Below are 25,164 nucleotides of genomic sequence, written 5' to 3'. Positions count from 1 at the left end.
GGGCTGAAGCCCACCCTACGAAATGCCCGGACTCACGACAGTATCGGTAATGCTCATCTGCGCATCATTGAGGTTCCTGGGGACGGCTTTCTGGCCTCTACCGCGGTTGATGAGCAGACGTTTGCTTTGTGAAGACAGCCAGAAACAGCTCGCTTTCGAACAAGCGGTGCATGCCCCTGCCAGGACCATGGCTTTTATTGTTTCCAGTCAAGGATTGGCGAGTGTCGCTCGGGGATGCTGCATCCACAGACCGCGCAACCAAGCGTGATGCGGCAGGAGAAAGCACATGTTGAGAATCAGCCATTACCTGCGTGCCCTCGCCCGGCCCGCCATGCCGGTACTGGGCGCACGCAGCACCGGTGGTGCACGGCCGCCGGTGGTGATCTGGAACCTGCTGCGGCGCTGTAACCTGACCTGCAAGCACTGCTACGCCACCTCTGCCGATAGCGTATTTCGCGACGAGCTGGACACCACCGAAGCCCTCAAGGTCATCGACGATCTGCACGAAGCCGGCGTCCGCGTACTGATCCTTTCCGGCGGCGAACCGCTGCTGCGCGACGACATCTTCGAGCTGTCCGAGTACGCGCGCCAGCGCGGCTTCTTCGTTGCACTGTCGACCAATGGCACGCTGATCGACGAACACAACATCGAGCAGATCGCCGCCGCGAAGTATGACTACGTCGGCATCAGCATCGACGGCCTGGAAGCGGTGCATGACGACTGGCGCCAGCTCAAAGGCAGCTTTGCCGCGTCCATGCACGCCATCGACCTGTGCCGCGGGCACGGCATTCGCGTCGGCCTGCGCACCACCCTGACCCAGAACAACTACCCGCAGCTGCCGGCCCTGCTGGCGCTGATGCGCGAACACGATGTACAGAAGTTCTACCTTTCACACCTCAACTACAGCGGCCGCGGCAAACGCAGCCGCAGCCGCCAGGCCGATGCGCATCACCAGATGACCCGCGACGCCATGTACCAGCTGTTCGAGCAGGCTTGGGACGACGTGCAGCACGGCCGCGAGACCGATTTCGTCAGCGGCAACAACGACGCCGACGCGGTGCTCCTGCTGCAGTGGGTCGAGGCCCGCCTGCCCGAGCACCGCGAGCGCCTGGAGCGGATGCTGCGCGCCTGGGGCGGCAACGCGTCGGGCAGCGGCATCGCCAACATCGACAACATCGGCGATGTGCATCCCGATACCTACTGGTGGCAACACACCGTCGGCAATGTGCGCCGACAGTCGTTTCGCGAGCTATGGCTGGACCAGCCCGAGCCGCTGCTCACCGAGCTGCGCCAGCACCCACGTGCCGTGACAGGCCGGTGCGCCGATTGCCGCTGGCTGTCGATCTGCAACGGCAACACCCGTACCCGCGCCTGGGCCGAGGGCAACCTCTGGGGCGAAGACCCTGGCTGCTACCTCAGTGACCAGGAGATCGGCCTGCCGCAACCGCAGCGCATCCCCAGCATCGCCCTTTGATACCGAGCGCGGCCCCGAGGCCGCCCGAGACCTACCGCCGTCCGATGAGATTTTCAGGAGTTCGCATGGATCAGCCAACCATTCTCCCCGCAGCACTCGGCGCCACGCTGGCCCCTGGCGAAGTCGCCCTCGTCGGCGCCGGCCCCGGCGATCCGGGCCTGCTCACCCTGCGCGCCTGGAGCCTGCTGCAGCAGGCCGACGCGGTGGTCTACGACCGCCTGGTCAGCGACGATCTGATGAAACTCTTGCCGGCCCGCTGCGCCCGCCACTACGTCGGCAAGACCAGCGGCTACCACAGCCTGCCGCAGCCACAGATCAACCAGCTGCTGGTCGATCTGGCGCAGCAGAACCTGCGCGTGGTGCGCCTCAAGGGCGGCGATCCGTTCATCTTCGGCCGCGGCGCGGAAGAACTCGAATACCTGCTGGCGCATGGCATCAATGGTCAGGTGGTGCCAGGGGTGACCGCGGCTGCCGGGTGCAGCGCCTACGCCGGAATTCCGCTGACCCACCGCGACCTGGCGCATTCCTGCCAGTTCATCACCGGTCACCTGCAGGAAGACGGCGCGCTGCAGCTGCCCTGGAGCAGCCTGGTCGAGGGCAAGCAGACCCTGGTGTTCTACATGGGCCTGGCCAGCCTTGGCGAAATCTCGCGTAATCTGATCGCCGCTGGCTTGCCGGTCGACACCCCCGCCGCCTTGATCGGCAACGGCACCCGAGCCGATCAACGCGTGGTGCGCTGCACGCTGAAACAGCTGCCGTCGATGGCACAGGAACAACAATTGAAGCCACCGACGCTCACTGTGATTGGTGAAGTGGTCGGCCTGTTCGCGAATCATTCCCTGGAATTTCCGGCGCGTCTCTGTGCTGAGCACAATCCTGAACCCGCCGTTCTGGAGGCGCTATGCGACTGATTCCCTTCGCCCTGCTCATGCTCTGCGGCGCCGTTCAGGCCGCACCCGAAGTCGTATCGCTGGATCAGGCTGGCGTGCTCTATGAACAACACTGCCAGAGCTGCCATGGCGTCAACCGCCTCGGCGGCGCCGGGCCGGCACTGCTGCCCGAGAGCCTCAGCCGAATCAAACCCGATGAGGCGCGCGCGGTGATCCACGACGGGCGTCCGGCCAGCCAGATGGCGGCGTTCGGCGACCGCCTGAGCAGCGCCCAGATCGACGGGCTGGTCAGCTACCTCTACCAGCCGGCCGCCACACCACCGACCTGGAGCGACGACGACATCCGCGCCAGCCACCGCATTCTCACTGACGTCGACGCGCTGCCGAGCACACCGCAGCACGGCGCCGATCCGCTGAACCTGTTTGTGGTGGTCGAGGCCGGCAACCATCACGTGCGCGTGCTGGACGGTGATCGCTTCGAGGAGCTGGCCAATTTCCCTTCGCACTTCGCCCTGCATGGCGGGCCGAAATTCTCGCCGGATGGCCGCTTCGTCTACTTCGCCTCGCGGGACGGCTGGATCAGTGTCTACGACCTGCACAACCTGACCATGGTCGCCGAGGTCCGTGCCGGGCTGAACACCCGCAACCTGGCCGTCAGCAACGACGGCCGCTGGGTACTGGTGGGCAATTACCTGCCGGGCAATCTGGTGTTGCTGGATGCGCGCGACCTGTCGCTGGTCAAACATATTCCTGCCGTCGCTGCCGACGGCACCCAATCGCGGGTCAGCGCCGTTTACACCGCCCCACCACGTGACAGCTTCGTGGTGGCATTGAAAGATGTGAAGGAAGCCTGGGAACTGTCCTACGCCGACGAGCCGGACTTCCAGCCGCGCCGCATCGAGGCGGCCGACTTCCTTGACGATTTTTCGTTCACTCCCGATTACCGCTACCTGCTGGCCACCTCGCGCAAAGCGCTCGGCGGGCAGGTCATCAATCTGGACACCGGCAAGGCGGTCACTGACATCCCGCTGCCGGGCATGCCGCACCTGGGCTCGGGCATCTACTGGAAACGCGGCAGCGACTGGGTTTTCGCGACGCCTAACGTGAGCAAGGGGCTGATCTCCGTGCTCGATCTGCAGAGCTGGAAACTGATCAAGGAAATCCCTACCGAAGGGCCGGGGTTCTTCATGCGCAGTCACCTGAACTCGCCCTATGCCTGGACCGACGTCTTCTTCGGCCCGAACAACGATGCCGTGCACCTGATCGACAAGCAGACTCTGGAGGTTGCGCATACGTTACGGCCGATGCCGGGCAAAAATGCTGCACACGTCGAATTCACCAATGATGGCCGCTACGCCCTCCTCAGCGTTTGGGACACCGATGGCGCCTTGATCGTCTATGACGCCAAGACCCTGGAGGAGATCAAGCGCATCCCGATGAACAAGCCGTCCGGCAAATACAACGTCGGCAACAAGATCGAGTTTGCCGAAGGGACCTCGCACTGACAGCAGGTTCGAGCAAGAGAAAGCAGTTGGTTTCAGCAGTTGTCGGATGCCGACCGCTGTTCTTTTTCATACCAAACTGCTTTCATATCATCCCCTTTGATATGAGCTGCCCATGGACATCGATCTCGCCCGCACCTTTCTCGAGATCATCCGCACTGGCAGCTTCATCGCCACCGCCGAGCGGCTTCACATTACTCAGACGGCGGTCACTGCACGGGTGCGCAGCCTGGAGACGCAACTTGGCTGCCGACTGTTCGTGCGTAACCGCGCCGGTGCGCGCTTGACCAGCAATGGCGAGCGTTTCGTCACCTATGCCACCCAGCTGGTACAGACCTGGGAAACCGCCCGGCGTGATCTGCCCCTGCCGCACGGCTACGACAAGCTGCTGTCGCTGGGCGCCGAGATCAGCCTGTGCAACCCACTGATGCTGGCCTGGGTCCAGCGGCTGCGCCAGATGATGCCCGACCATGCCTTTCGTAACGAGGTGGCCAGCGGCGAGGAATTGCAGAAGCAGCTAGGCCTCGGCGCGCTGGATGCGGCGCTGGTGCATCAGCCCGAGTACTGGCCTGGGCTGCAGGTCGAGCAGCTGCTCGAGGAAAAGCTGATTCAGGTGGTTCACAGCTACGTCCCTGACCCCTACCTGTACGTCGACTGGGGGCCGGCGTTTCGTAGCCAGCATGATCGCGCGCTGCCTGAACACATCCGCGCCGCGCTCTCTTTCAGTCTCGGCCCGTTGGCGCTGCAGTTCCTGCTACAGCATGGCGGTCGCGGCTATTTCCGCACGCGGGTGGTCCAGCGCTACCTCGATGAAGGCCTGCTCAAGCGGGTCGAGCAAGCGCCAGAGTTCAGCTATCCGGTCTATCTGGTGTACCCGCGCGCCGCCGAGTCGCCGGCGTTGCGGCTTGCCATTGACCTGCTGCGAGAAGCTGCTGAGGAGGAGTACGACTGGTCGCGCTGGAATTACGAAATCTAGCCGGACGCATCCGGCAAGGCACTGGCGCAACGGCGGTTCAGTCGCTCAGTCGCTTCATCCAGTTCTGGTAAAGCCCGGCGACCAGATCACTCTGGGTGATCATGCCGACCAGGCGCTGCTCGACGTCGACGACGGGCAGGCAGGACATGCGGCGGTCAGCCAGCAAATGGACCAGATCGGCGAGATGTGCATCCTCGTGCACGGAGACTACCGGCGCACTCATGATCCCTTCCACGCGCATTTCGCGACCAAACGTCAGCCGCCGCAGATTGAGCCGTGAGGGGCTGGGCTCGAAATGCTGCAGCAGATCGGTCAGGGTGAGAATGCCCACCAGCTTGCCACTGCCTGGTTCAAGCACGGCCAGCGAATGCAACCGATGCCGACGCACGACATCCCAGGCCTGACGCATCCGCGCCGCGGAATCGACCCAGTGCAGTTCACGGCACATGATGTCGGCAGCGGCCACCGTGCCCATGCTGCGGCGGATGGCATGGGTTTCGGTGCGTTTGATCAGCTCGACCAGGTCGTCGCGGGTGACGTCGACATACTCACCGAAATCCTCCAGGGCGCGGTCCACGTCATCGCTGGTGAAGCTCATGTGCTCCTCGCCCAGCGGGACACTGCCGCTCTGCTCGCCGCCACTGGCAGCGCGAGGCTTGGGATAGGGATGACGCGTGAGGTTGTTGTAGACCAGCGCAGCGGCGATCAGCAGCAGCGAGTTGAAGGCCACCGGTAGCAGCAGGCCATAACCCAATTCGCTGATCCCCGGCCCACCGATGGCGGCGACCATCGCCAGCGCACAGCTCGGCGGGTGCATGCAGCGCAGCAGGAACAGACAGGCAATGGCCAGACACACCGCCAGCACCGCCGCCGCGACAGTGGGCAAGGCACTCGCCCCCAGGGCAACGCCAATGGTCACGGCAATGAGGTTGCCACCGAATACCGACCAGGGCTGGGCGAAGGGACTCGATGAGGCACTGAACAGGATCACCGCCGAGGCGCCCGCCGGCGCGACGATGTGCAGCGTGACCGGGCCGCCGAACAGCCAGAGGCCGACGGAAACCATCGGCAGCACCACCAGCCCGACGCCGATCACCGCGCGCAGCCATTCCTTCGGTCCCACGCTCAATGGCACCGGAAAGAAGGATCGCAGCCAGTTGTTCAAAGGGTCTTGCATGGGCTCGGCTTGGAAGAGGTATAGCACTCAGGCACTGCGACTATGCCACAGGTTCCGGCAGTTCCTGCCGCGGGCTGCGATGCGCACGCTGATGACGACCGTCAATCGGGCCTCATCCCCTGATCGTGGCGCTTCAGTCCGGCAGGTGCTTCAACCAGTTCCGATAGAGCGCCGCGATCAGATCGGTCTGGGTAATCATGCCGACCAGACGGTGCTCCGCGTCGACCACCGGCAGGCAGTGCAGACCGCGGTCGGAGAGCAGGAACACCAGGTCAGCCATGTGCGTGTCCGGGTTAACCGTCACCACCGGCGTAGTCATGATCGAGCGCAAACGAGCGCTATCTGAGCGCTTCAGCTGGCTGAGACGCAGGCGCCCCGGCGTCGAGCGCAGATGCTTGAGCAGGTCGACCAGCGTGACGATGCCTAGCAATTCACGGCTGTCGCCCTTGACCACCGGCAACGAATGCAGGCGGTGCTCGCGCAGGCTCTGCCAGGCCCGCTGAATGGAGCCGTCCGGGGTGCCCCAGTAAAGATCGCGGGACATGATATCGGCGGCGGTTATCTCGCCCATGCTGCGCCGCAACGCATGCTTTTCGGTCTGTTTGATCAGCTGGGCCAAATCATCACGGGTGACGTCGACGTATTCGCCAAACTCGGCCAGCGCCTGCTCGACGTCGTCATCACTGAAGCTCATGCGCTCGCTGGGCAGCGGGTCACGGGTGTGATGCGCGTTGACCTTCTGCGGTCGCGGCTTGGGGTAGGCGTGTCCGCTGAGATTGTTGTAGAGCAGCGCCACCACCACCAGCAGCAGCGAGTTGAACGCCACCGGGTAGAGCAGCTGGAATCCGTAGGCATGCAGCTCTGGACTGCCGACCACCGCCACCAGTGCCAGTGCCGCACCCGGCGGATGCAGGCAGCGCAAGCCGAAGAGGCAGATGATCGCCAGCGCTCCGGCCAGGCCAGCCGCCACAGCCACGGGCAAGGCGCTCGCGCCCAGGGTGATACCGATGGCAGCGGCCAGCAGGTTGCCGCCGATTACCGACCATGGCTGGGCAAAGGGGCTCGACGAGGCAGCGAACAGCAGCACCGCGGACGCAGCCGCCGGTGCGGCCAGTGGCAGCGTGACCGCGATTCCGAACACCCAGGCGCTGAAAGGGATGATCACCAGCAGAGCCAAACCCATGCCCGTTGCGGCACGCAGCCACTCAGCCGGACGCGCCGACAAAGGCACGGGCGCAAAAGATCGACACCAGTCTAGAAGGCGTTCCTGCATGGTTCCTGCTTGCGTTGAGTCTGCGATCGCCGCCACAGCCAAGCGTTGAGCATGGCCCGCCGTCAGCCGATCAGAAGAGGTCTCGCGCCACGAATAGAGGCACAGACCGAAACGGGCGCACATTGTCGGTGCATCCCAGACTCCAGACCAATGAATAGTATTGGTGCTTCACTGCAGTATTTTTGTTATCAACCTTGCGATCAGGCGTGTCTGACCAGCAGCAACAGACACGACCAGCCTCACTCCGGCCGTTGATATTCACAAATGAGGCGTGCCCGGAGTTTCTAGCACGCTTCGCTGATGGCCGGCCGCAGCTCTTTTTCGTGCTCGCCGATCAGTGCGGCAACGATGCGCATAACTTCGAGATTGGCCTCTTCCATTTCGCTCATATGCAAGAGTGCGTCCTCCAGCGCCTGCCGGTGAAACGCGTCGATGGCCTGCAGGCCTTGTTGATGGACGGCCGTGTGCGGACGTTCGATCTGCTGGAAATGCGCCAGGCGGTGCATGCCTCGGTTGGTCTCCCCGTAGTACCAGCGGCCAAAGCGACACTCACGCTCGCTGGGCAGAACCGGCGCGTTCTGACTGCTCGAACCGAGCACCTGGTTGTAGACGACGAATTTCAGCGACAGCTCATCGAGGTTGGCCAATTCAATGCCAGCGCGGAACGAGGAGCGCTCGATGCCATGGCGCATGTTGCCGGCCAGCTGATGAAGGTGCTGCATGGCCGCCACGGCCAGTTCGGTGGTGCGGCTGAACCCTTGCGCCAGGCCGCCCTGCATCTGGATATAGGCGTGAACGCTGGCTATCTCGGCCTGCACCTCGGTAATTTTCTGCACAATGTCGGCGGTGGCCAGTGCGGTCTTTTCCGCCAGGGTGCGGATTTCCCCCGCGACCACGGCGAAGCCGCGACCGGCATCACCTGCCCGCGCCGCCTCGATGGCAGCGTTGAGGGCAAGTAAATTGGTCTGGCTGGCAATGCCGCTGATGAGATCGACGATGCCGTTGATTTGTTGCGAGTGAGCGGCAAGGGCATCGACCTGCTGCGATGCCTGATTAAGCCCGCTCTCCATGTCGACCGCCTTGCTCTGTAGTTCGCCGAAGTGCTGCTGGTTGCTCAGCGCGGCATTGGCGACCTGCTCGGCTTGCGTGCGGTTTTCGCTGAGCTGGCCGGTGAGGTATTCGAACGAGTCACCCAGATGCTCGACCGAATGGCCGAAGCGAACCAGATTGCCGGCCACGCCGCGGTAATAGTCCAAGTGCCGTTGCCCCTCGGCGTTGGTGGCGCTGACGGCGGCCACCTGCGCCTCCAGCTCGGCGATACGCGCAGCTTGCTCCACGCAGGTCCGCTGCAGCCGATCACGCTCCTGCTGCAGCTCGCGAGCGGCTCGTTTCCATTTGAAAAACATCGGCTGCCTCGCGGATTCAGTTGAGTGTGTAGCCGTTGTCGACCACCCAGTCCTGCCCGTATACGCCACGCGCACCCTGCGACAACTGGAACAGGATGACATTGGCGACGGCGGCAGATTCGAGGAAATGCCCCGGCAGCAGGCGCTGCGTGACGCCTTCGGCGACCTGCTCGAGCTGTTCCTCGGCCAAACCCAATGTCCCCCAGATCGCGGTGGCGGTCGGCCCCGGAGAGACCACGTTGATGCGCACGTTGAGCGGTGCGAACTCGACCGCCAGGGTGCGGGCATGGGCGACCAGCGCGGCCTTGCTGGCGATATAAGCGGCCAGCCCCGGGAAGGTGCTGCGGGTCAGGAAGGTGCCGATAAACACCACTGATGCTGGCTTGGCCAGTTCAGCACGTAACGCACCGAGGGTGTTCAAGGCACCCGCGCCATTGACGGCCCACTGGCGCTCGAAGCAGGCCACGTCGAGGCTGTCGCCCAACTCGGCGATACCCGCGTTCGGCACCAGATAGTCGACCGGACCGAGCTCCGCCGCGCGACGGGCCAGTGCTTGAAGATCGTCTTTGGAGGTCACGTTGCCAGCGTGCCAATGCAGGTGCTCGGGGTAGGTTTCCACCAGCTCGGCCAAGCCGCCCAGAGTGCGTGACATGGCCAATACGCGCGCACCGCGCTGCAGCAGTGCGGTACACAGCGCCAGCCCAATACCCGAGCTGGCACCGGTGACCACGGCCAGGCGCTCATTGAATTCATTTTTCATCATCATCTCCGATGCCGGCGCTCGCCGAGCCGCAGGCTGCCCGTCCCGGAATGGGCAGGCAGCAGTTTTCACTAGGGGTGGTGGAGTAAGCTGGTTAATTCAGCGTCTAGCCTGGATGGCCATCGACCCGCGCAGTCACCAGCATCGGCGCATAGCGCCAGGCATACAGGGCGAACGCCAGGGCCCAGCAAATCGCGGCAGTCCACAGGCCGATCACGGGCCATTCGGTGATCAGAAACACCCGCGAAGCGGCACCGAGGTTGAACAGCACGAAGGCGCCCACGATGCCAGGCGGCAACTGCAACGGCCGCCCGGTATGACCGAGCGTGACACGAGCGATCATCGCCAGGATCAGGCCGCTCATGGAACCGACCGATAGTGCATGCAGCGACGAACTGGAGCTGTCCAGCAGGCCGAAATTCCACAGTGCCAGGCCGGTTGCCGCTACCACCAGCCAGAGCATGGCCAGGTGCAGCGACCACAGCAGCGGCACGCGCCAGATGCCGCTGTCATACCAGCGCGCCAGCCTCAACAAATGCCCGGCGGCGATGCCGAGAAACAGCACGCCGAGCCAGACATGCGGCTGCAGCGCAACGCCGACGGCGTAGAGCACGGCAATCAGGCCGGTCCCCACCAGCAGCGCCACGTCCAGCCAGAGCCAGGGCTTGACCGCTTCGGTGCGGCCGAGACCACGTTGAGTGAAGAAGGGAATCACCCGTCCGCCGATGATCGCCATCAGCGCCGCCACCAGCCATAGCCCGGCGAGTACGCCCTGGCGCTGCAAAGCGTCATCGCCGAGCGCGACGCCGCAGAGCACCAGCACATCGGCGGCGGTCATCAGGCCGAGCACGGCGATGATCGGGTAGTTGCGCTTCTGCCTGGCCTTCCAGAGCATGCGCGCCATCAGCCCGGTGACGCCCAGCATGAACAGCAGATCCAGCGGGATCAGCAAGGCCACGGGCAGTCCGAACAACCAGCCGAGGCGGGCCAGCAGCCAGACCACGGCAAGCGCCATCAACTTGTTGCCGGATACGCCAGGCTGGCCAGTCCAGGTCTGCCCCGCCGTCAGCAGGAACCCCGCGACGATAGCCATGGCGAAACCGAACAGCATTTCGTGACGGTGCCAGGACAACCAGCCGCCGGTTGGCTGAAAGCCCGGCCAGAGGCCTGTCCATGCCGCGATCCACAAGGGAATTGCCAGCATCGCAAAGAGGCTGCCGGCGAGGAAAAACGGGCGAAAGGCGAGCCGCCACACGGGCGGGATACTCAAGGCTTTTCGCCGATCGATAACTTGCACAAAGGCCTCCTGAGCTTTTCGTATCTGCCTGGAGGAAGAAGCCCTGCCGGTCAGAAAGGTGACTGCTCCGAATTGCGGAGCCAGGCCTACTTTTTACAGCTTAGGGGGCTCTGGCAGACTTGATTGCAATCATCTTTTTTGGGAGGGAGGCCGGCTGCGACGGCCGGCAGGTCCGAGTGCACTGAGGAAGTGGCGCAGGAACGCCGCCGCGCAGCACTTGCGATTCGGATCGTGCGTACGCCCAGCAGCCGTAGGGTGGATCACGCATCAACGATCCACCGAGTAAACGATCAACCGACCCCGCGATCCAGCAAGCCACTGAGCTGAGTCGCGGTGGATGTAAAAGGCGACATCCACCCTACGCAGCGGTGGTGCGTGGGGGACGTTACTTCGGCTCGTGCTTGACCGTTTCGGTCGATGCCGCGCTGTCGCCGTCGCTCATGGATTTGCGGAATCCGCTGATCGCGCCACCCAGGTCCGAGCCCAGGCCGCGCAGGCGCTTGGTGCCGAACAGCATGACCACGATCAGCAGAACGATCAGAAGTTGCCAGATGCTGATGCCCATCATTTCAAGTACCTCATCGAGTTGTTGGTTGCCCGTCTAGTGACCGGCGTGAGCCTGTTGATGGCCGGGCATGGTGTGAGGCATGCCGGACGATTGTTGTAGCACCGACTGATCGATGTCCTCGAAGCGCAGCACTCGGCCGCCGTGCATGGCCGCAAGTCCCTTGGCCGCAGACTCCTCGGCAAAGGTGGCCAACACTACGCCCATTGCGCCTTTGAGCGATGTGCCCGCGACATAGTAGGCGCTGGTGGCATCGATCAGGTATTGGTCGTCAGGGTGCTCCCAGGTGGAGCGGCCCATGTCGTGAACGTAGAGCTTGGCATCGAGCATGTGGTTTTCCGGTTGCAGCCACCAGCCGAGCATCTCGGCGGTGGAACAGAATTTACGTACCCCACCCTTTTCCACCGCCTGCCCCTTGGGCCCGGGGAAATCGCTGATCACCATGCCACAGACATGGCATTCATCACCGCTGTGAAAGGCGACGGGTTCAAGCAGCTGCTCGCTCTGCTCGGCTTCGTTGCAAGCGGCCAGGCCCAGCATCAAGGCAGCGGTGACCAGTACGCGTGACGCTCTGTATAGCGCATTCATCGTTACAGTTTCCTTTTTCATGGTCATGCAGGACGACGGCGGAACACGCCGTAGGCCAGCAGCAGAGAAACACCTACCCAGAGCAACAGGCACAGCCAGAGCGCAGCGGCCGGCAGCGGCAGATCGCCACCCAGCGCCAGCACGCCCATGGCGTTGCCGCCCTCGAAGCCGGACAGATTGATCAAACGGTAGATATCGGCCGGGTTGAACAGCAGCAGCCAGGGCAACAGCTCGGGGTTGAACTTGCCTTCGCTGAGCACCAACAGCGCCAGCAACACCAGATCGAACACCAGAACGAAGAGAAACCACACCCCAAGCGCCAGCCCGGCGGCGCTGGACTTCTCGCCCACCTTGCTGCTCAGCACATAGGCCAGGGCGAGAAACACCCAGCCCAGCAGCGTCGAGGAGATCATGAAGCGGCCGAAGGCCCAGAGCAGCAGACCGATCTCGATATTTTCCACCAGCGCGGCGATGGCCAGCATGGCGCAGCCGAAGCCGATCAACACTGCCAGTGCCAGGATCAAGCCGTGGCCGACGAACTTGCCCAGCAGGATCTGTCCACGCCCCAGCGGGTAGGTGAGCAACAGCATCAGGGTGCCGCCCTCGTCCTCGCCGACGATGGCGTCGTAGGCCAGCAGCAATGCGATCAGCGGCATCAGAAAGGTTGCCAGGCTTGCCAGGCTGGCGATGGTCGCCGGAATCGAGGTGAAGCCCAACTGCCCGGACGCAGCGGCACCCAGCCAGGCAATGCCCACTGCCAACACCGCGAACAGCAGGCTGATGGCCAGCAACCAACGGTTGCGCAAACCGTCGCTGAATTCCTTGCGGGCGATGTTCCAGATCTGGTTCATAGCGTGCCCTCCGCCGCGCGAACGTCACCGGCGCGCTGCATGTAGTAGCGATACAGGTCTTCAAGCGATGGCTGGTGAATCTCGATGTCATCCGGCTCGCTTTCGCCCAGCAATTCGCGCAGCAGCGGCAGCTTGTGACCGTTGATGGCTGATACCTCGACGCTGCGCTCACCCAACGAGCGCGCGCTATGGCCCGCGTCTCCCCAACGCTGCAACCAGCCGGCGCTGTCGCCGATACCACTGGCCCGAATCCGCACCGGCAACCCGGCCTCGACGCGCAGCTGCGCCAGGCTGCCGACCGCCTGTAGCCGCCCCTTGGCGAGAATCGCCGCCCGATTGATATGTGCCTCGACGCCCGGCAGCACATGCGAGCAGAGGATGACGCTGGTGCCGCGTTGGCGCATGCGGTCGATCAGCTGATAAAGGTCGCCCGTCGCGATGGGGTCGAGTCCCACCGTGGGCTCGTCGAGCAGCAGCAGCCGCGGATCGCCGAGCAGCGCCTGGGCCAGACCGAGGCGTTGGCGCATGCCCTTGGAATAGGTCTTGACCCGCCGCTCGGCGGCGTGGGCCAGGCCCACCTGCTCCAGCAATTCGTCCACCTGCGCCAGCGACGCGCCTTTCAGCCGGGCGAAGTGGCGTAGCGTCTCGCGGCCGCTAAGCTGCGGATAGAAGGTCACGTTTTCCGGCAGGTAACCCAGCTGGCGACGGACCTCGGGATCATGCGGCGCTCGACCGAGCACGCGCACCTGCCCTTCGCTGGGCGTGAGCAGGCCGAGGATCAGCTTCATGCTTGTGGTCTTGCCGGCGCCGTTATGGCCGAACAGGCCCAGCACCTCGCCCTCGCCGAGCGTCAGGTCTAGGTCATGCAGCACGGTCATGCTGCCGTAACGCTGGTTCACGCCCTGGATCTCTACAGCGCTCATGGCGTTGGCTCCTGCGTTTTGCTTATCGATGGTTCGGTTGGCGGCTGCATCAGCGGGTGGCTGTCCTGCACGCCGGGTGACTTGATCACCGGGAAGGCACGCTGCACCCAGCGCAGCACCTCGATGCTCGGGCTGTTCATCAACAGCCGTACCTGCGGGTAGAGCCACAGCACGCGGTCGACGTTGTCGTTGGGCTCGTAGGCCAGGTCGCCCAGGCCGTCGTTGTTGCGGTCCCAGCCGAGGTAGTCGCTCCAGTAGTTGCCACGGCCGTCGATGGACCATTCCTGCGTGCGGGTCGCCACGTACTTGACCTGCTGCTGGTTGCCGATGAAGGCGTTGCCCGCGATGCGGTTGTCTTCCGAGCCGGCGGTCAGGTGGATGCCCAGGGCACTCTTCTCGAAACGGTTGCCTTCGATGGTGTTGAACAGCGAGTTGTAGATGAACAGCGCCTTGCCCTCGGCGCCGGAGATCATGCTGTCGCCGGTCGAGCCGCTGCGCACATCGCTGACAACATTGTCGCGAATGGTCGAGTAGGTGATGTAGTTCATCAGGATGCCGTAGTTCTCATCCCCCTCGGAGCGGTTGCCGATGACCTCGAGCTTGCGGCTTTGCATCAGCGCGTAGCCGGTGCGGGTGCGGCGGGTGACATTGCCGATCACGCTGTTGTCGTTGGCAAACATGTAATGCACGCCGTAGCGCAGATCCTCCAGCACGTTGCCTTCGATGTGGTTGCCGTTGGAGGTGTCGATGTAAATGCCATCGCGGGTATGGCGCACCTGGTTGTCGATGATCCGTGCGCCGCTTACCGCGTAGAGATGGATGCCGTTGCCACGGTCCTGGGAACGGGTGCTCGTGTCGCCTTCGATCCTGTTGCCGATCAGGCTCACATCCTTCGAGCCGTCGACCCAGACGCCAAAGCCTGCGCCGCGCAGCTGGTTGTCGCGGATCACCACACGCTGCGCTTTTGGCTGGACGAAGATGGCGGCGTTCATCGCCGTCAGGTCACGTCCCCAGTCGAGCAGCGTGCAGCCCTCGACCGTGACATCCGATGCCTCGATCAGCAAGCCGTTACCCTCGCCTTGCGCCTGCAATACGGCGCCGGGCTCGCAGAGCAGCTTCATGGACTGGTCGATGATGAATTGGCCGGTGTATTCGCCGGCTGGCAGGCGCCAGCGGTTGCCCTCTTCCGCCTCCAGCGGCAAGGTCGTAATGGGTTGCGGAGCCGCCTCGGCCACCCCGCAGAACAGTGCCAGCAGCAACGCTGCCAGCGGTTGAAACGTGGATATCGCCTGAGATCTGAGCACAGCATTGTTCCTCTTCAGCTTCCAGGCAGGTGAAGGGCGGGGGCGATCGCTCCCGCCCGGTTGCGTTACGCCGGCTCGACCATCATGCGGCCGACCATCTCCATGTGCAGCGCGTGGCAGAACCAGCTGCAGTAGTACCAATGCAGACCGGGCTTGTCGGCCGTAAAGGTGATGGACGAGGTCTGCTGCGGGCTGATTTCCATGCTCGCGCCGTGGTTGGTCATGACGAACCCGTGGGACACGTCCTCGATCTGGTCGATGTTGGTGATGGTCACGGTGACTTCGTCGCCCTGCTTGACGTTGAACTCGGTCAGGCCGTAGGTGGGCGCCATCGAGGTCATGTACACGCGCACCTTGTTGCCGTCGCGGATGACCTTGTTGTCGGTCTCCAGATTGATGCCGTCCTTCTTCGCCATTTCCACGGTGGGTGCGAAGAACGGGTCGTCCCGTTTCCAGATCTTCTGCGGCTTGATCTGGTCCCGGCGCGCCAGGATGCAGTCGTGCGGCTCGGCGTAGGTCGGGCCGTCGTGCACCAGTTTCATTTCCTCACCGGAGATATCGATCAGCTGGTCGTTTTCCGGGTGCAGCGGGCCGGTCGGCAGGAAACGGTCCTTGGAGAACTTGCACAGCGCGACCAACCACTTGCCATCGGCTTCGCTGGTTTCGGTCAGCGAGGCATGCAGGTGACCCGGCTGGTACTGCACGTCGAGCTTCTGCTTGATGTAGTTGACCTTTTCGCCGTTGTAGGCGCGCACCGCGTCGGCCATGTTCCACTTCACCACCTGGCTGTCGATGAACAGCGTGGTGTAGGCGTTGCCGCGACCGTCAAAGGTGGTGTGCAGCGGGCCGAGGCCCAGTTCAGGCTCGGCGGCGACCACGTCGCGCGGGTCCTTCAGCTTGCCGTCGAACAGGTCATCGAGCTTGGCGATTTCGATCATGGTGACGGTCGGTGACAGCTTGCCGGCCGCGATGAAGTACTTGCCGTCGGACGAGGTGTTGCAGCCGTGCGGGTTCTTCGGCACCGGGATGTAGCGGGTGAATTCCGAACCGGCGCGGCCGTCGACCACGGGCACTTTCGAGTCGCCGACGGTGCTGAATTTGCCAGCCTTGATCGCCGCCTCGATGCGCGGAATGTTGTACACCACCACCCAGTCGCGCTCGTTGCGCATCATGCCGCCCAGGTCGGTGGCCTTCTCCGAGTTGTAGCAGGTGGAGGCGGCGTACTTGCCGGTGTAGTCGGCGTCAGTGTTGTCCAGGTTGCCGTCAACGATGACTTGGAAGGCCATCTCCATTTTTTCCGCGTCGATGACGTTGAACATGGTGTAGGCGTTTTCGGCCTGCAGGTCGTAGGAGCTGCCGTCGTTGGGGTGCGGAATGACGAATTCGGCGTTGGCGAACACGTACTTGGTGTGCGGCACCTTCTGCAGACGCAAGCCGTGGATCGCCTGGACGTTCGGCACGGTCAGCATCTTGTCGCACTTCATGATGTCCAGACGGATACGCGCAACGCGGCTGTTGGCCTTGTCATTGATGAACAGGTACTTGCCGTCGTACTTGCCGTCGGTCATCGAGATGTGTGGGTGGTGGCAGTCGCCGTTCAGGAACTTGGCGCTGTCGCCCATGATGTGGCGGCTTTCGTTGGTCAAACCCCAGCCGGTGGCGGAGTCGACGTTGAAGACCGGGATGCGCATCAGCTCACGCATCGAGGGCACGCCTACAACGCGCACTTCACCCTGGTGGCCGCCGCTCCAGAAACCGTAATAGTCGTCCAGCTCGCCCGGCGCGACGTGGATCTTCTGCTGCGCGTCCTTGACCGCAGCGGCCCAGGTTTCGCGGCTCATGACGGCGCCGCCAAAGGCCGTCGCTGCAACAGCTGCGCCGGTCAGCGCGCTGGCGCCTAGGAAACCGCGGCGGCTCAGGCCACTCTTTTCCAGCGTTTCGGGGGTGTTCTTGCTCTTGTCGCTCATGGGTCTTGCTCCTTATCGTGTACGGACAGGTCAAACGATCGGTTGCGAGCGCTCGCGATCAGGCGTGTCGCTCTGCGGGTCTACCACTTGCACTACAGGGATCAGCGTCGGGCCGGCCGGGGCTTTCTTGCCGCGCTTGCTGCGCTTGTTCTTCAGGATCAGCGGCGGACACTTGTTTTCGTTGTGATAGGTCATCTGGCAATCGAGGCAGTAGTGGCACTCGTTGTGATTGATGTGCCCGTCCGGATGAATCGCCTGGACTTCACATTCGTTGACGCAGACCTGACAGGGGTTGCCACACTCCTTGCGCCGCTTGAGCCAGTCGAACAGGCGGAAGCGGCCAGTGATCGCCAGACCCGCACCCAGCGGGCAGACGTAGCGGCAGTACACCTTGCGGGTGAAGATGTTGATCGCCAGCAGGGCCACGGCGTAGGCGACGAACCACCATTGGCGGTCGAACTTGAGGGTGATGGCTGTCTTGAACGGCTCCACTTCGGCGGCCTGCTCGGCCATCGTCATCGACTCCAGCGAGATGCCGAACAGCACCAGCAGCACGATGTACTTGATTGCCCAGAGCCGCTCATGTACCGCGAAGGGCACCTCGTACTGACGGATCTTGAGTTTGCGCGCGGCCTCGTTGATCAACTCCTGCAACGCACCGAAGGGGCACAGCCAGCCGCAGAAGACCCCGCGCCCCCAGAGCAGAATGCTGGCGGCGGTAAACACCCAGAGGATGAAGATCACCGGATCGGTAAGGAACAGCTCCCAGCGGAAGTCCTGCACCAGGGCATGCACGAAGGTCAGCACGTTGACCACCGACAGCTGGCCCAGGGCATACCAGCCGATAAACACCACGGTGAAGATCAGGTAGCCGTGGCGCAGCTTCTTCAGGAAGCTGGGGTGCTGGGTGAGCTTGTCCTGCATGAACAGAATGACGGTCAGCAGGAGCAGCGCGGCCAGGATCACGCCAATCTGGAAGCTCTGCTGATACCAGATGTTGACCCACATCGGCCGGTTGGCCTCCTCGGCTGCCGCCAGTTCTTCGGCAGTCGGCTGCGGGCGATCGATGTACTGCTCAGGCATCTGGTAGGGCAGTTCGAAGCTGGTGAACATGCCACTGATCGGGCCGGTCTGGCGGCGCACCAGCAGCTCCAGCGTCCAGGGCGAGCCGGGATCGAACGCCGCATGCTCACGGACGATGAACACCGCCATTTCGCTGAAATCCGGCATGCCTTCGGCGTACACGTCGTCGAGGCGCTGAAAGTCCATGTCGCGGAAGCTGATCACGTTGCCGAACTGGCGCAGCTGCACCCGATCGAAGATCCCGCCCCGCACATAGCCCGAGCCCTTGAACGAGTACTCACCACTGGCCATGACCGCGACGGCGTGCTCGCCTGGCTTGAGTTCCCCCTTCAGGTCGGCGTAGTGAGCGTCGCCGAGCAGGGCCCGACCGATGGTGGGCGGGTTCAGGTGCGTGGCGTAGAGGTCGATGAAAGTCTCGCCGACCTCCTCCGCTGCGGCCTCGTCGATGCCTTCGGCCTCGGTGCCTTTGAACGCCTGATCGATGTCGCCCTTGGTCAGGTGCAGGCGGCGAATCGCGCCATTGCCGGTCAGCTCGCTCCAGTTGGCGGGCTCGTAATAGTCTTCACGGACGGTGGCCGGCTTTTGCGTCGCACCGGCCTTCTCTTCCACCAGCCCGAGCGACACGGCCACGTCGTGGGCTGCGCGCATGACGATTTCATTGACCACCATGACCGTGACGGTGGCGCCGGTGACCGCATCGATGGTGACCGCCTTCTCGTCGCTGGAATGGCCGACCACGACCCGCTGATCGACCTTGATCCCCTCGTACTTGGCTGTGAAGGCGTGGAGTTTTTCAATCGGAATGCCGACCAGCAGGATCGGCTCATGGTGCTCGAGCACGTAGGCATCGACGATCACACCCTGCGGATCGAGCAGCACCTGCAGGTTGATGGGCTTGCCAGAATAGGCCGGGATATCGACCACGTTAAGGGTCTGAAACGCATAGCCCTGCACCTCGCCGCCCTTGGTAAGGGTGCGGACCTGGTAATCACCTTCGGCCGCTGAAGCCTCGGCGCCTGGAAAGAACTGCTCGATGCGCTGTTGCTCGACCTCGTAGTCCTTGGCCTGGGTGAACGCACTGAGCATCAGCGCCAGCAGCAGAGCAAAGCCGAGCCCCCATGCGCCTCTGGTGCCAGCAGCGAAAGAGAGAAGGGACTTCATGAGCGACCTGCTTGATGTTGCGAATGTGAGCCGATGGTAGGCAGCGGCCCCCACCCTCTCCTTGACGGCTATCAAGATTGACCGGCAGGCATGATTGCAATGAGCCACGTCAATGACATGGGCTCCGATCAGGGCGGGATTGTGCTCAGGAAGACTTGGCCGATCAGGGCGAACAGCAGGAATACAACGCGGGCAGGTAGGCCGCGATTGCGCGGGCTAGCCGCCGGATGGGACAGACCAGCCGGCAATTGCGCGCGACAGGCGGAGAGCGGACCGGGAGGTACTCCTCCACGGCCCAGATGACTCAGGCGTTGTGACGCCCAGGCGGTGTCAGGTAGGCGGCCGTCGCACCACGCTTGGCCTCACTGGCCTTGAACTCCATCTTGGCGATGCTGCGCAGATGCACCTGATCAGGGCCGTCGGCGAAGCGCAACGCCCGGCCACCAGTCCACATATCCGCCAGCGGCGTGTCCGGCGTCAGGCCCATCGCGCCGTAGACCTGCATGGCGCGGTCGGTAACGTTGGTCAGCATTCTCGGCACCAGTGCCTTGATCATCGAGATCTCCTTTCGCGCCGCCTTGGCGCCGACCTCGTCGATCATCCACGCGGTTTTCAAGACCAGCAAACGCGCCTGTTCGATCTCGATGCGCGACTCGGCGATCCAGTCGCCGATATTCGAGTACTGCTGCAGATACTTGCCGAACGCCTTGCGCTCCTGACAGCGCTCGACCATCAGTTCCAGCGCCAGCTCGGCCATGCCGATCGAGCGCATGCAGTGATGAATACGCCCCGGTCCGAGGCGCGCCTGAGCCATCATGAACCCCTCGCCTTCCTTGCCCAGCAGATTGCTTGCCGGCACTCGCACGTTGCGCAGGACCAGTTCGCTGTGGCCTTCCGGCGCCAGGTGATTCATCACCGGGATGTTGCGCACCAGCTCGACGCCCTGCGTGTTGAACGGCACCAGAATCATGCTCTGCTGCTGATGGGTCTGCGCATCCGGTTCGGTCTTGCCCATGACGATCAGCAGCTTGCAGTTGGGATGCGAGGCGTTGGTGATGAACCACTTGCGTCCATTGATCACGTAGTCGTCGCCATCACGGCGGATCAGCGTCTGGATGTTGGTGGCATCGGAGGACGGCACGTCCGGCTCGGTCATGGCGAAGGCAGAGCGGATCTCGCCATCAAGCAAGGGCTTCAGCCAACGCTCGCGCTGCTCCGGCGTGGCGAACATGTGCAGCAGCTCCATATTCCCGGTGTCCGGCGCGTTGCAGTTGAACACCTCCGAGGCCCAATGCACGCGACCCATCATCTCGGCCAGTGGCGCGTATTCCAGATTGCTCAGTCCCACGCCCGGCTCGTCCTCGCCGAGCGAAGGCAGGAATAGGTTCCACAGTCCTTCCGAGCGCGCCAGCGCCTTCAGATCCTCCATGAAAGAGACGGGGTAAGCGCCGGCCGCGACCTCCATATGCCAGGCGCCGATACGCGGCACGATGTATTGATCCATGAACGCGAGAAGCTGCTGACGCAGCGCTTCGACACGTGGGCTATAGGCGAAATGCATCGGATACCTCGGCGATCTGACGGGTCAGGAATGCAATCACCATAGGCGCGGTTAGTTGGAAAAAGAACGAGCCTAAAGCGGCTGAATCAGCCGGCAATCACGCTGACTGATAGCGCGGCGGCATTGACCGAGGTCATCGTCTGCCAGGCGCCGATGCACTAGGGCCACTCTTACCAATGCAGGTAGAACATCCCTTTGGCCAGCAGCACGATGCCTATCATCTGCGCGAAGATCGCCCAGTGGATGCGCCGATAGCGAGCCGGCGTCATGCGCCCGCTGCGCAATAGCATGGCGACCATGCCAAAGGTGAAAAAGACACCCACCGCCAGCAGGATCTTCAGCGACAGCAAGGTCGCGAAGCTGCTGGCGAAGGGGTCGGCCAACACCTGGCGGTGATACCAGGCCAGACCGATACCGGCACCGTAAACAAACAGCACGACCCAGTGCAGCACCACCCGCAGACGTGCGCCGACCGCCTTGTCGACCTTCTGCATCAGCTCCGGCTCGATCTGCTGACGCACGCGGCTGAGCACCGCGACCTCGACGAACAAGGTGCCGATGAAGAAAATGGCCGCCAGCAGATGGATGACATGCAGCAGGGAATAGCTCATCACGGTTCCTTCGGTTTTGATGCCGGCCAGCCTAGCAAAGCCACCGGCAGAACAGGCTAGCGATTCAGTGCCGTCAGGTCGCCGCCCTCGCGTTGCACCTGCTGTCCGGCGAGCAGGCCGTTGTTCGATGTCCGCAGCCGCGACCGACTGCCATCGTCCTTCTCGATCACATACAGGGTTTGCTCCAGCCCGGCCGCCGCCTGCACACCCTGCCCGGCCAGGTAGCCCAGGCCACCACCGATCAGCGCACCGATGGGTCCGCCAGCAGCTGCTCCCAGCATGAAGCCGCTGAGCCCACCGAAACCACCACCGACAACGCGGTCCTCATGCGCCGACACCACCTCATCGGCGACAGCCAGCGAGCTGACCAGCAGAGTTGCGCAGGTAACCAAAGCGACTAGATTTTTCATGCAATGCTCCGTTATGTGTTGTGTCGTTCCTCTTTACACAGTCATGAATCGTGCCGCTTTTAAAAGCCTCTGGATTCAATTAGTTAACTAGCTGTTAGTATTTTTTACCCTGTCTTGACGGGTACTAAAAACCATTATGTTAGGTGCTTTTAACCACATGCTCAGATACCCCTTATCAAGCAGGCCGACCGAGTGATCCACTGTAAACGCGCCTATGAGCCACCTGCACCTGATGACGGCCATCGGGTGCTGGTCGATCGCCTATGGCCACGCAACCGGCGCAAGGAAACGCTGGCGCTGGATGACTGGTGCAAGACGCTGGCGCCCTCGAATGAACTGAGGCGCGCCTTCAAGGCTGGCGAACTGACCTTCGAGAGTTTTCGGGAAGCGTACCGGCGGGAACTGGCGAGCCACCCGGAGCACTGGTGGCCGCTGTTGGACATCGCGGCCAGAGGCCCACTGACGCCGGTCTACGCCGCGCGCGATGAACAGCACAACAACGCGCAGGTGCTCGCCGAGTGGCTGGAAGATGAGTTGGAGCGACGTGGCGCACCCACATCGCCCACTTGCTATGCCGGCGAGCCGATGGCCTGATTGCCCGAAAGCCTGTCGCGCGTCATCGGGCGCCCGGGGCCTCGGCAGGCAGCGATACACGCAACGAACGACATGCGACTGCCTGCCTGCGACGCGTGTCCGTGCACGCTGACGCTGGTCGCTACGGCTATGTGGTTCAATGCACCAACAGCGTGCCGCCAGGAGCCCCCGCATGCAGGTCGAGCTGCTCGAAATACGCGACCATCTGAGTCGCTTCGCCCCCTTCGACGGTCTGCCGGACGACACGCTCGACGAAATCGCCCGACAGGTCGAGGTCGGCTATTTCAAGGCCGGCAGCGACATTCTTCGCTACGGCGAGACGATCTCGGATCTGCACTACATCCGCAGCGGCGCCGTGGAGGTCTACCGGCGCAACGGCGAACTGTACAACCGCCTGTCCGAGGGCGAAGTCTTCGGTCAGTTCGGCCTGCTGCGCGGCCACAAGGTGCGCCTGCCGGCACGGGCGATCGAAGACAGCCTGATCTACTTCATCCCTGGCCTGTTGTTCGAGCAACTCTGCGAAGCCAATGACGCCTTCGCCGACTTTGTCGAGGCTGAAGGTCAGTCGCGCCTGAAAGTGGAAGAGCCGCAGGGCAAGGCCAGCGAGCTGATGAAGATCAAGGTCCGCAAGCTGGTCACACGGCGCACCGTCAGCGTGCCGCTGGGCACCAGCGTGCAGGAGGCCGCACAGGTAATGACCGAGCATGGCGTCTCGTCGCTGGTGATCCTCGGCCCGTCGCCAAACCCAGCCGAGGCATCCAGCCTCCAAGTCATGACCGGCATCACCACCGACCGTGACCTGCGCACGCGGGTGTTGGCCGAAGGGCTACCGCTGGATACGCCGGTCGACCAGGTGATGTCACCCAATCCGATCACCATCCAGGCCGACGACTCGGTGTTCGAGGCCATGCTCAGCATGCTGCGCAACAACATCCATCACCTGCCGGTGATGTATCGCCAGCGCCCGGTCGGGGTGATCAACCTGTCGGACATCATCAAATACGAATCGCAGAGCAGCCTGTATCTGGTCAACAGCATCTTCAACAAGCAGTCTGTCGCCGAGCTGCAGAGCCTAGTGCCGGACCTGCGCGCTACCTTCCTGCGCATGGTCAACGAAGAAGCCACCGCACACATGATCGGCAGCGCCATGTCGGGCATCGGCCGCAGCCTTACCCATCGCCTGCTGGAACTGGCCGAACAGCGGCTGGGGCCGCCGCCGGTGCCCTACTGTTACATGGTGTTAGGGTCGATGGCACGCGATGAGCAACTGATCGTCACCGATCAGGACAACGCCCTGGTCCTCGATAACCGTTTCGATCCGCGCATCCATGACGAGTATTTCCTGCAGCTGGCCAGCTTCGTCAGCGACGGCCTGGCCGCCTGCGGCTACAGCTACTGCAAAGGCGGCATCATGGCGAGCAATGCCAAGTGGCGCCAACCGCTGCGGGTATGGAGGGGCTACTTCACCCAGTGGATCGAGCAGCCCAATCCCGAAACCCTGCTTAACAGCTCGATTTTCTTCGACCTCAGCAGCGTCTACGGAGAGGCCGGACTCGTGGAAAGCCTCAAGGACCTGATCGCGCAAAAGGCTAGCAGCAACCCGCTGTTTCTCGCCGCCCTCGCACGCAACGCGCTCAACCGTACGCCACCGCTGGGGTTTTTCCGCACCTTCGTGATGGAAAAGGATGGCCAGCAGAACAACATCATTAATCTCAAGGGGCGTGGGACCGCGCCGCTGACCGACCTGATCCGGGTGCACGCCCTGGCCGTCGGCTCCAAGGCGCAAAACTCCCAGGAGCGCCTGGAGGCCATCGCCGCCACCAAACTGTTGACCGAAGACGCCATCACCCAGCTGCGCAATGCCTTGGAATTCCTCTCCATTGTGCGCATTCGCCATCAGGCCATGGATTTGCTGGAGGGGCGCGAACCGGATAACTACATAGAACCGGAACAGATCTCCGCCAACGAGCGACACAACCTCAAGTCGGCCTTCCAGGTGCTCAGCAATGCGCAGCAATTTCTGCGCTTCCGCTACCCGGGCCAGCTTCCAAGCAGGCCGCTATGAAACGTAGCGGATCCCGCACGGCGCCGGACTGGCCGGCCGTATTTGCCGAGCTCGCGCGGACGGCCAGCGACCCGCGCCTGGTGCGCTTCTATGAGGCAGGCACCGTCAGTGCCGACACGCCACTGGAGCAGGTGCCGCTGCTCGCCCTGGACGTCGAAACCACTGGACTGGACAGCCAGCGCGACTCAATCGTCAGCCTTGGCTTGATGCCTTTCGACCTGCACCGAATATGCTGCCGCGAGGCCAGCTACTGGGTCGTCAAACCGGTCTGTGAGCTGAGCAGTCAGTCAATTACCTTTCACCACATCACGCACTCGGATGTCAGCGACGCACCGAGGCTGGCCCACGTGCTCGACGAACTGCTCGAGAAGATGGCTGGCAGAATCATGGTGGTGCATTACCGCAGCATCGAACGGCGTTTTCTCGACCAGGCAGTGCGCCACTTGCTCGGCGAAGGCCTGCAGTTTCCGGTGATCGATACGATGCAGCTGGAAGCACGACTGCATCCGCGCCGACGTGGCTGGCTGCGCCGCGTGCTCAGCACGAAGCGGCCTGTATCGATCCGTCTGGCCGACAGCCGCCTGCGCTATAACCTACCGCTGTACCAGGCCCACCATGCCCTGACCGATGCCCTGGCTACCGCCGAGCTGTTGCAGGCGCAGTCGGCCCTTCATTACCCACCGACCACGGCGATAGGCGATCTTTGGAACTGAAAAGGGGGGGGGG

General features: G+C 63.1%; 22 protein-coding genes. 7 read left to right on the top strand and 15 right to left on the bottom strand.

What is annotated here, in order from left to right:
• Positions 1-286 precede the first annotated feature (286 nt).
• The 4 genes from nirJ to AAGW23_RS19535 all read left to right on the top strand — a co-directional run bounded on the left by nirJ (position 287) and on the right by AAGW23_RS19535 (position 4,842).
• The gene (gene nirJ / locus AAGW23_RS19550; RefSeq protein ID WP_342407956.1) at positions 287-1,474 is read left to right on the top strand and encodes a heme d1 biosynthesis radical SAM protein NirJ; all 1,188 of its coding nucleotides are present in this window, start codon (positions 287-289) and stop codon (positions 1,472-1,474) included.
• A gap of 65 nt (positions 1,475-1,539) precedes the next feature.
• Positions 1,540-2,385: a uroporphyrinogen-III C-methyltransferase gene (gene cobA, locus AAGW23_RS19545; RefSeq protein WP_342407955.1), complete on the top strand. Its 846-nt coding sequence runs from the start codon at positions 1,540-1,542 to the stop codon at positions 2,383-2,385.
• Positions 2,376-3,869 carry a nitrite reductase gene (locus AAGW23_RS19540; protein ID WP_342407954.1) on the top strand — a complete coding sequence of 498 codons (1,494 nt, stop codon included), beginning with the start codon at positions 2,376-2,378 and terminating at the stop codon, positions 3,867-3,869. The genes cobA and AAGW23_RS19540 overlap by 10 nt, the downstream gene beginning before the upstream one ends.
• Before the next feature lie 112 nt (positions 3,870-3,981).
• Positions 3,982-4,842, top strand: coding sequence for a LysR family transcriptional regulator (locus AAGW23_RS19535; RefSeq protein ID WP_342407953.1), 861 nt, complete (start codon positions 3,982-3,984; stop codon positions 4,840-4,842).
• A 37-nt stretch (positions 4,843-4,879) separates the two neighbouring features.
• Here AAGW23_RS19535 and AAGW23_RS19530 read toward each other — a convergent pair whose 3' ends face one another.
• The 15 genes from AAGW23_RS19530 to AAGW23_RS19460 form a co-directional block, all read right to left on the bottom strand.
• Positions 4,880-6,019 carry an HPP family protein gene (locus AAGW23_RS19530; RefSeq protein ID WP_342407952.1) on the bottom strand — a complete coding sequence of 380 codons (1,140 nt, stop codon included), beginning with the start codon at positions 6,017-6,019 and terminating at the stop codon, positions 4,880-4,882.
• 133 nt (positions 6,020-6,152) lie between these two features.
• Entirely contained in the window at positions 6,153-7,292 is a 1,140-nt protein-coding gene (locus AAGW23_RS19525; RefSeq protein ID WP_342407951.1) for an HPP family protein, read from the bottom strand.
• Between the two features lie 284 nt (positions 7,293-7,576).
• Positions 7,577-8,698, bottom strand: a complete 1,122-nt coding sequence (locus AAGW23_RS19520) for a methyl-accepting chemotaxis protein (protein WP_342407950.1) — start codon at positions 8,696-8,698, stop codon at positions 7,577-7,579.
• Between the two features lie 16 nt (positions 8,699-8,714).
• On the bottom strand, positions 8,715-9,458 hold the full coding sequence (locus tag AAGW23_RS19515; protein ID WP_342407949.1) for an SDR family oxidoreductase: 744 nt from the start codon (positions 9,456-9,458) through the stop codon (positions 8,715-8,717).
• 106 nt (positions 9,459-9,564) lie between these two features.
• A complete protein-coding gene (locus AAGW23_RS19510) occupies positions 9,565-10,755 on the bottom strand; it encodes an NnrS family protein (RefSeq protein ID WP_342407948.1) in 1,191 nt (396 codons plus the stop codon).
• 385 nt (positions 10,756-11,140) lie between these two features.
• Entirely contained in the window at positions 11,141-11,323 is a 183-nt protein-coding gene (tatA, locus tag AAGW23_RS19505) for a twin-arginine translocase TatA/TatE family subunit (protein WP_178114600.1), read from the bottom strand.
• Between the two features lie 33 nt (positions 11,324-11,356).
• Positions 11,357-11,908 carry a nitrous oxide reductase accessory protein NosL gene (locus AAGW23_RS19500; RefSeq protein ID WP_342407947.1) on the bottom strand — a complete coding sequence of 184 codons (552 nt, stop codon included), beginning with the start codon at positions 11,906-11,908 and terminating at the stop codon, positions 11,357-11,359.
• A gap of 23 nt (positions 11,909-11,931) precedes the next feature.
• Positions 11,932-12,759 carry an ABC transporter permease gene (locus tag AAGW23_RS19495; RefSeq protein ID WP_342407946.1) on the bottom strand — a complete coding sequence of 276 codons (828 nt, stop codon included), beginning with the start codon at positions 12,757-12,759 and terminating at the stop codon, positions 11,932-11,934.
• Positions 12,756-13,682 (bottom strand): ABC transporter ATP-binding protein, encoded by a 927-nt coding sequence (locus AAGW23_RS19490; protein ID WP_342407945.1) that lies wholly within the window; start codon positions 13,680-13,682, stop codon positions 12,756-12,758. The genes AAGW23_RS19495 and AAGW23_RS19490 overlap by 4 nt, the downstream gene beginning before the upstream one ends.
• Positions 13,679-14,986: a nitrous oxide reductase family maturation protein NosD gene (locus AAGW23_RS19485; RefSeq protein ID WP_342407944.1), complete on the bottom strand. Its 1,308-nt coding sequence runs from the start codon at positions 14,984-14,986 to the stop codon at positions 13,679-13,681. Before AAGW23_RS19485 ends, AAGW23_RS19490 begins: the two co-directional genes overlap by 4 nt.
• 65 nt (positions 14,987-15,051) lie before the next feature.
• Positions 15,052-16,953, bottom strand: a complete 1,902-nt coding sequence (gene nosZ / locus AAGW23_RS19480) for a TAT-dependent nitrous-oxide reductase (RefSeq protein ID WP_342407943.1) — start codon at positions 16,951-16,953, stop codon at positions 15,052-15,054.
• 30 nt (positions 16,954-16,983) lie between these two features.
• Positions 16,984-19,197, bottom strand: coding sequence for a transcriptional regulator NosR (gene nosR / locus AAGW23_RS19475; RefSeq protein ID WP_342407942.1), 2,214 nt, complete (start codon positions 19,195-19,197; stop codon positions 16,984-16,986).
• Between the two features lie 304 nt (positions 19,198-19,501).
• Positions 19,502-20,758 carry an acyl-CoA dehydrogenase family protein gene (locus tag AAGW23_RS19470; protein WP_342407941.1) on the bottom strand — a complete coding sequence of 419 codons (1,257 nt, stop codon included), beginning with the start codon at positions 20,756-20,758 and terminating at the stop codon, positions 19,502-19,504.
• A gap of 170 nt (positions 20,759-20,928) precedes the next feature.
• Positions 20,929-21,369 (bottom strand): CopD family copper resistance protein, encoded by a 441-nt coding sequence (locus tag AAGW23_RS19465; RefSeq protein ID WP_200638393.1) that lies wholly within the window; start codon positions 21,367-21,369, stop codon positions 20,929-20,931.
• A 56-nt stretch (positions 21,370-21,425) separates the two neighbouring features.
• On the bottom strand, positions 21,426-21,779 hold the full coding sequence (locus AAGW23_RS19460) for a hypothetical protein (protein WP_200638391.1): 354 nt from the start codon (positions 21,777-21,779) through the stop codon (positions 21,426-21,428).
• Between the two features lie 192 nt (positions 21,780-21,971).
• Here AAGW23_RS19460 and AAGW23_RS19455 point away from each other — a divergent pair, with 192 nt between their 5' ends.
• The 3 genes from AAGW23_RS19455 (at position 21,972) to AAGW23_RS19445 (ending at position 25,151) form a co-directional block, all read left to right on the top strand.
• Positions 21,972-22,373 carry a DUF488 domain-containing protein gene (locus AAGW23_RS19455; protein ID WP_342407940.1) on the top strand — a complete coding sequence of 134 codons (402 nt, stop codon included), beginning with the start codon at positions 21,972-21,974 and terminating at the stop codon, positions 22,371-22,373.
• Between the two features lie 172 nt (positions 22,374-22,545).
• Complete coding sequence (locus AAGW23_RS19450; protein ID WP_200638387.1) at positions 22,546-24,438, top strand: DUF294 nucleotidyltransferase-like domain-containing protein; 1,893 nt, start codon at positions 22,546-22,548, stop codon at positions 24,436-24,438.
• Complete coding sequence (locus AAGW23_RS19445) at positions 24,435-25,151, top strand: 3'-5' exonuclease (RefSeq protein WP_342407939.1); 717 nt, start codon at positions 24,435-24,437, stop codon at positions 25,149-25,151. Before AAGW23_RS19450 ends, AAGW23_RS19445 begins: the two co-directional genes overlap by 4 nt.
• Positions 25,152-25,164 lie beyond the last annotated feature (13 nt).

This window comes from Stutzerimonas chloritidismutans (assembly GCF_038562055.1).
Lineage (GTDB): Bacteria > Pseudomonadota > Gammaproteobacteria > Pseudomonadales > Pseudomonadaceae > Stutzerimonas > Stutzerimonas chloritidismutans_A.
The sequence above is the reverse complement of the archived record's forward strand: the minus strand, read 5'-3'. Positions and strand labels throughout refer to the sequence as shown.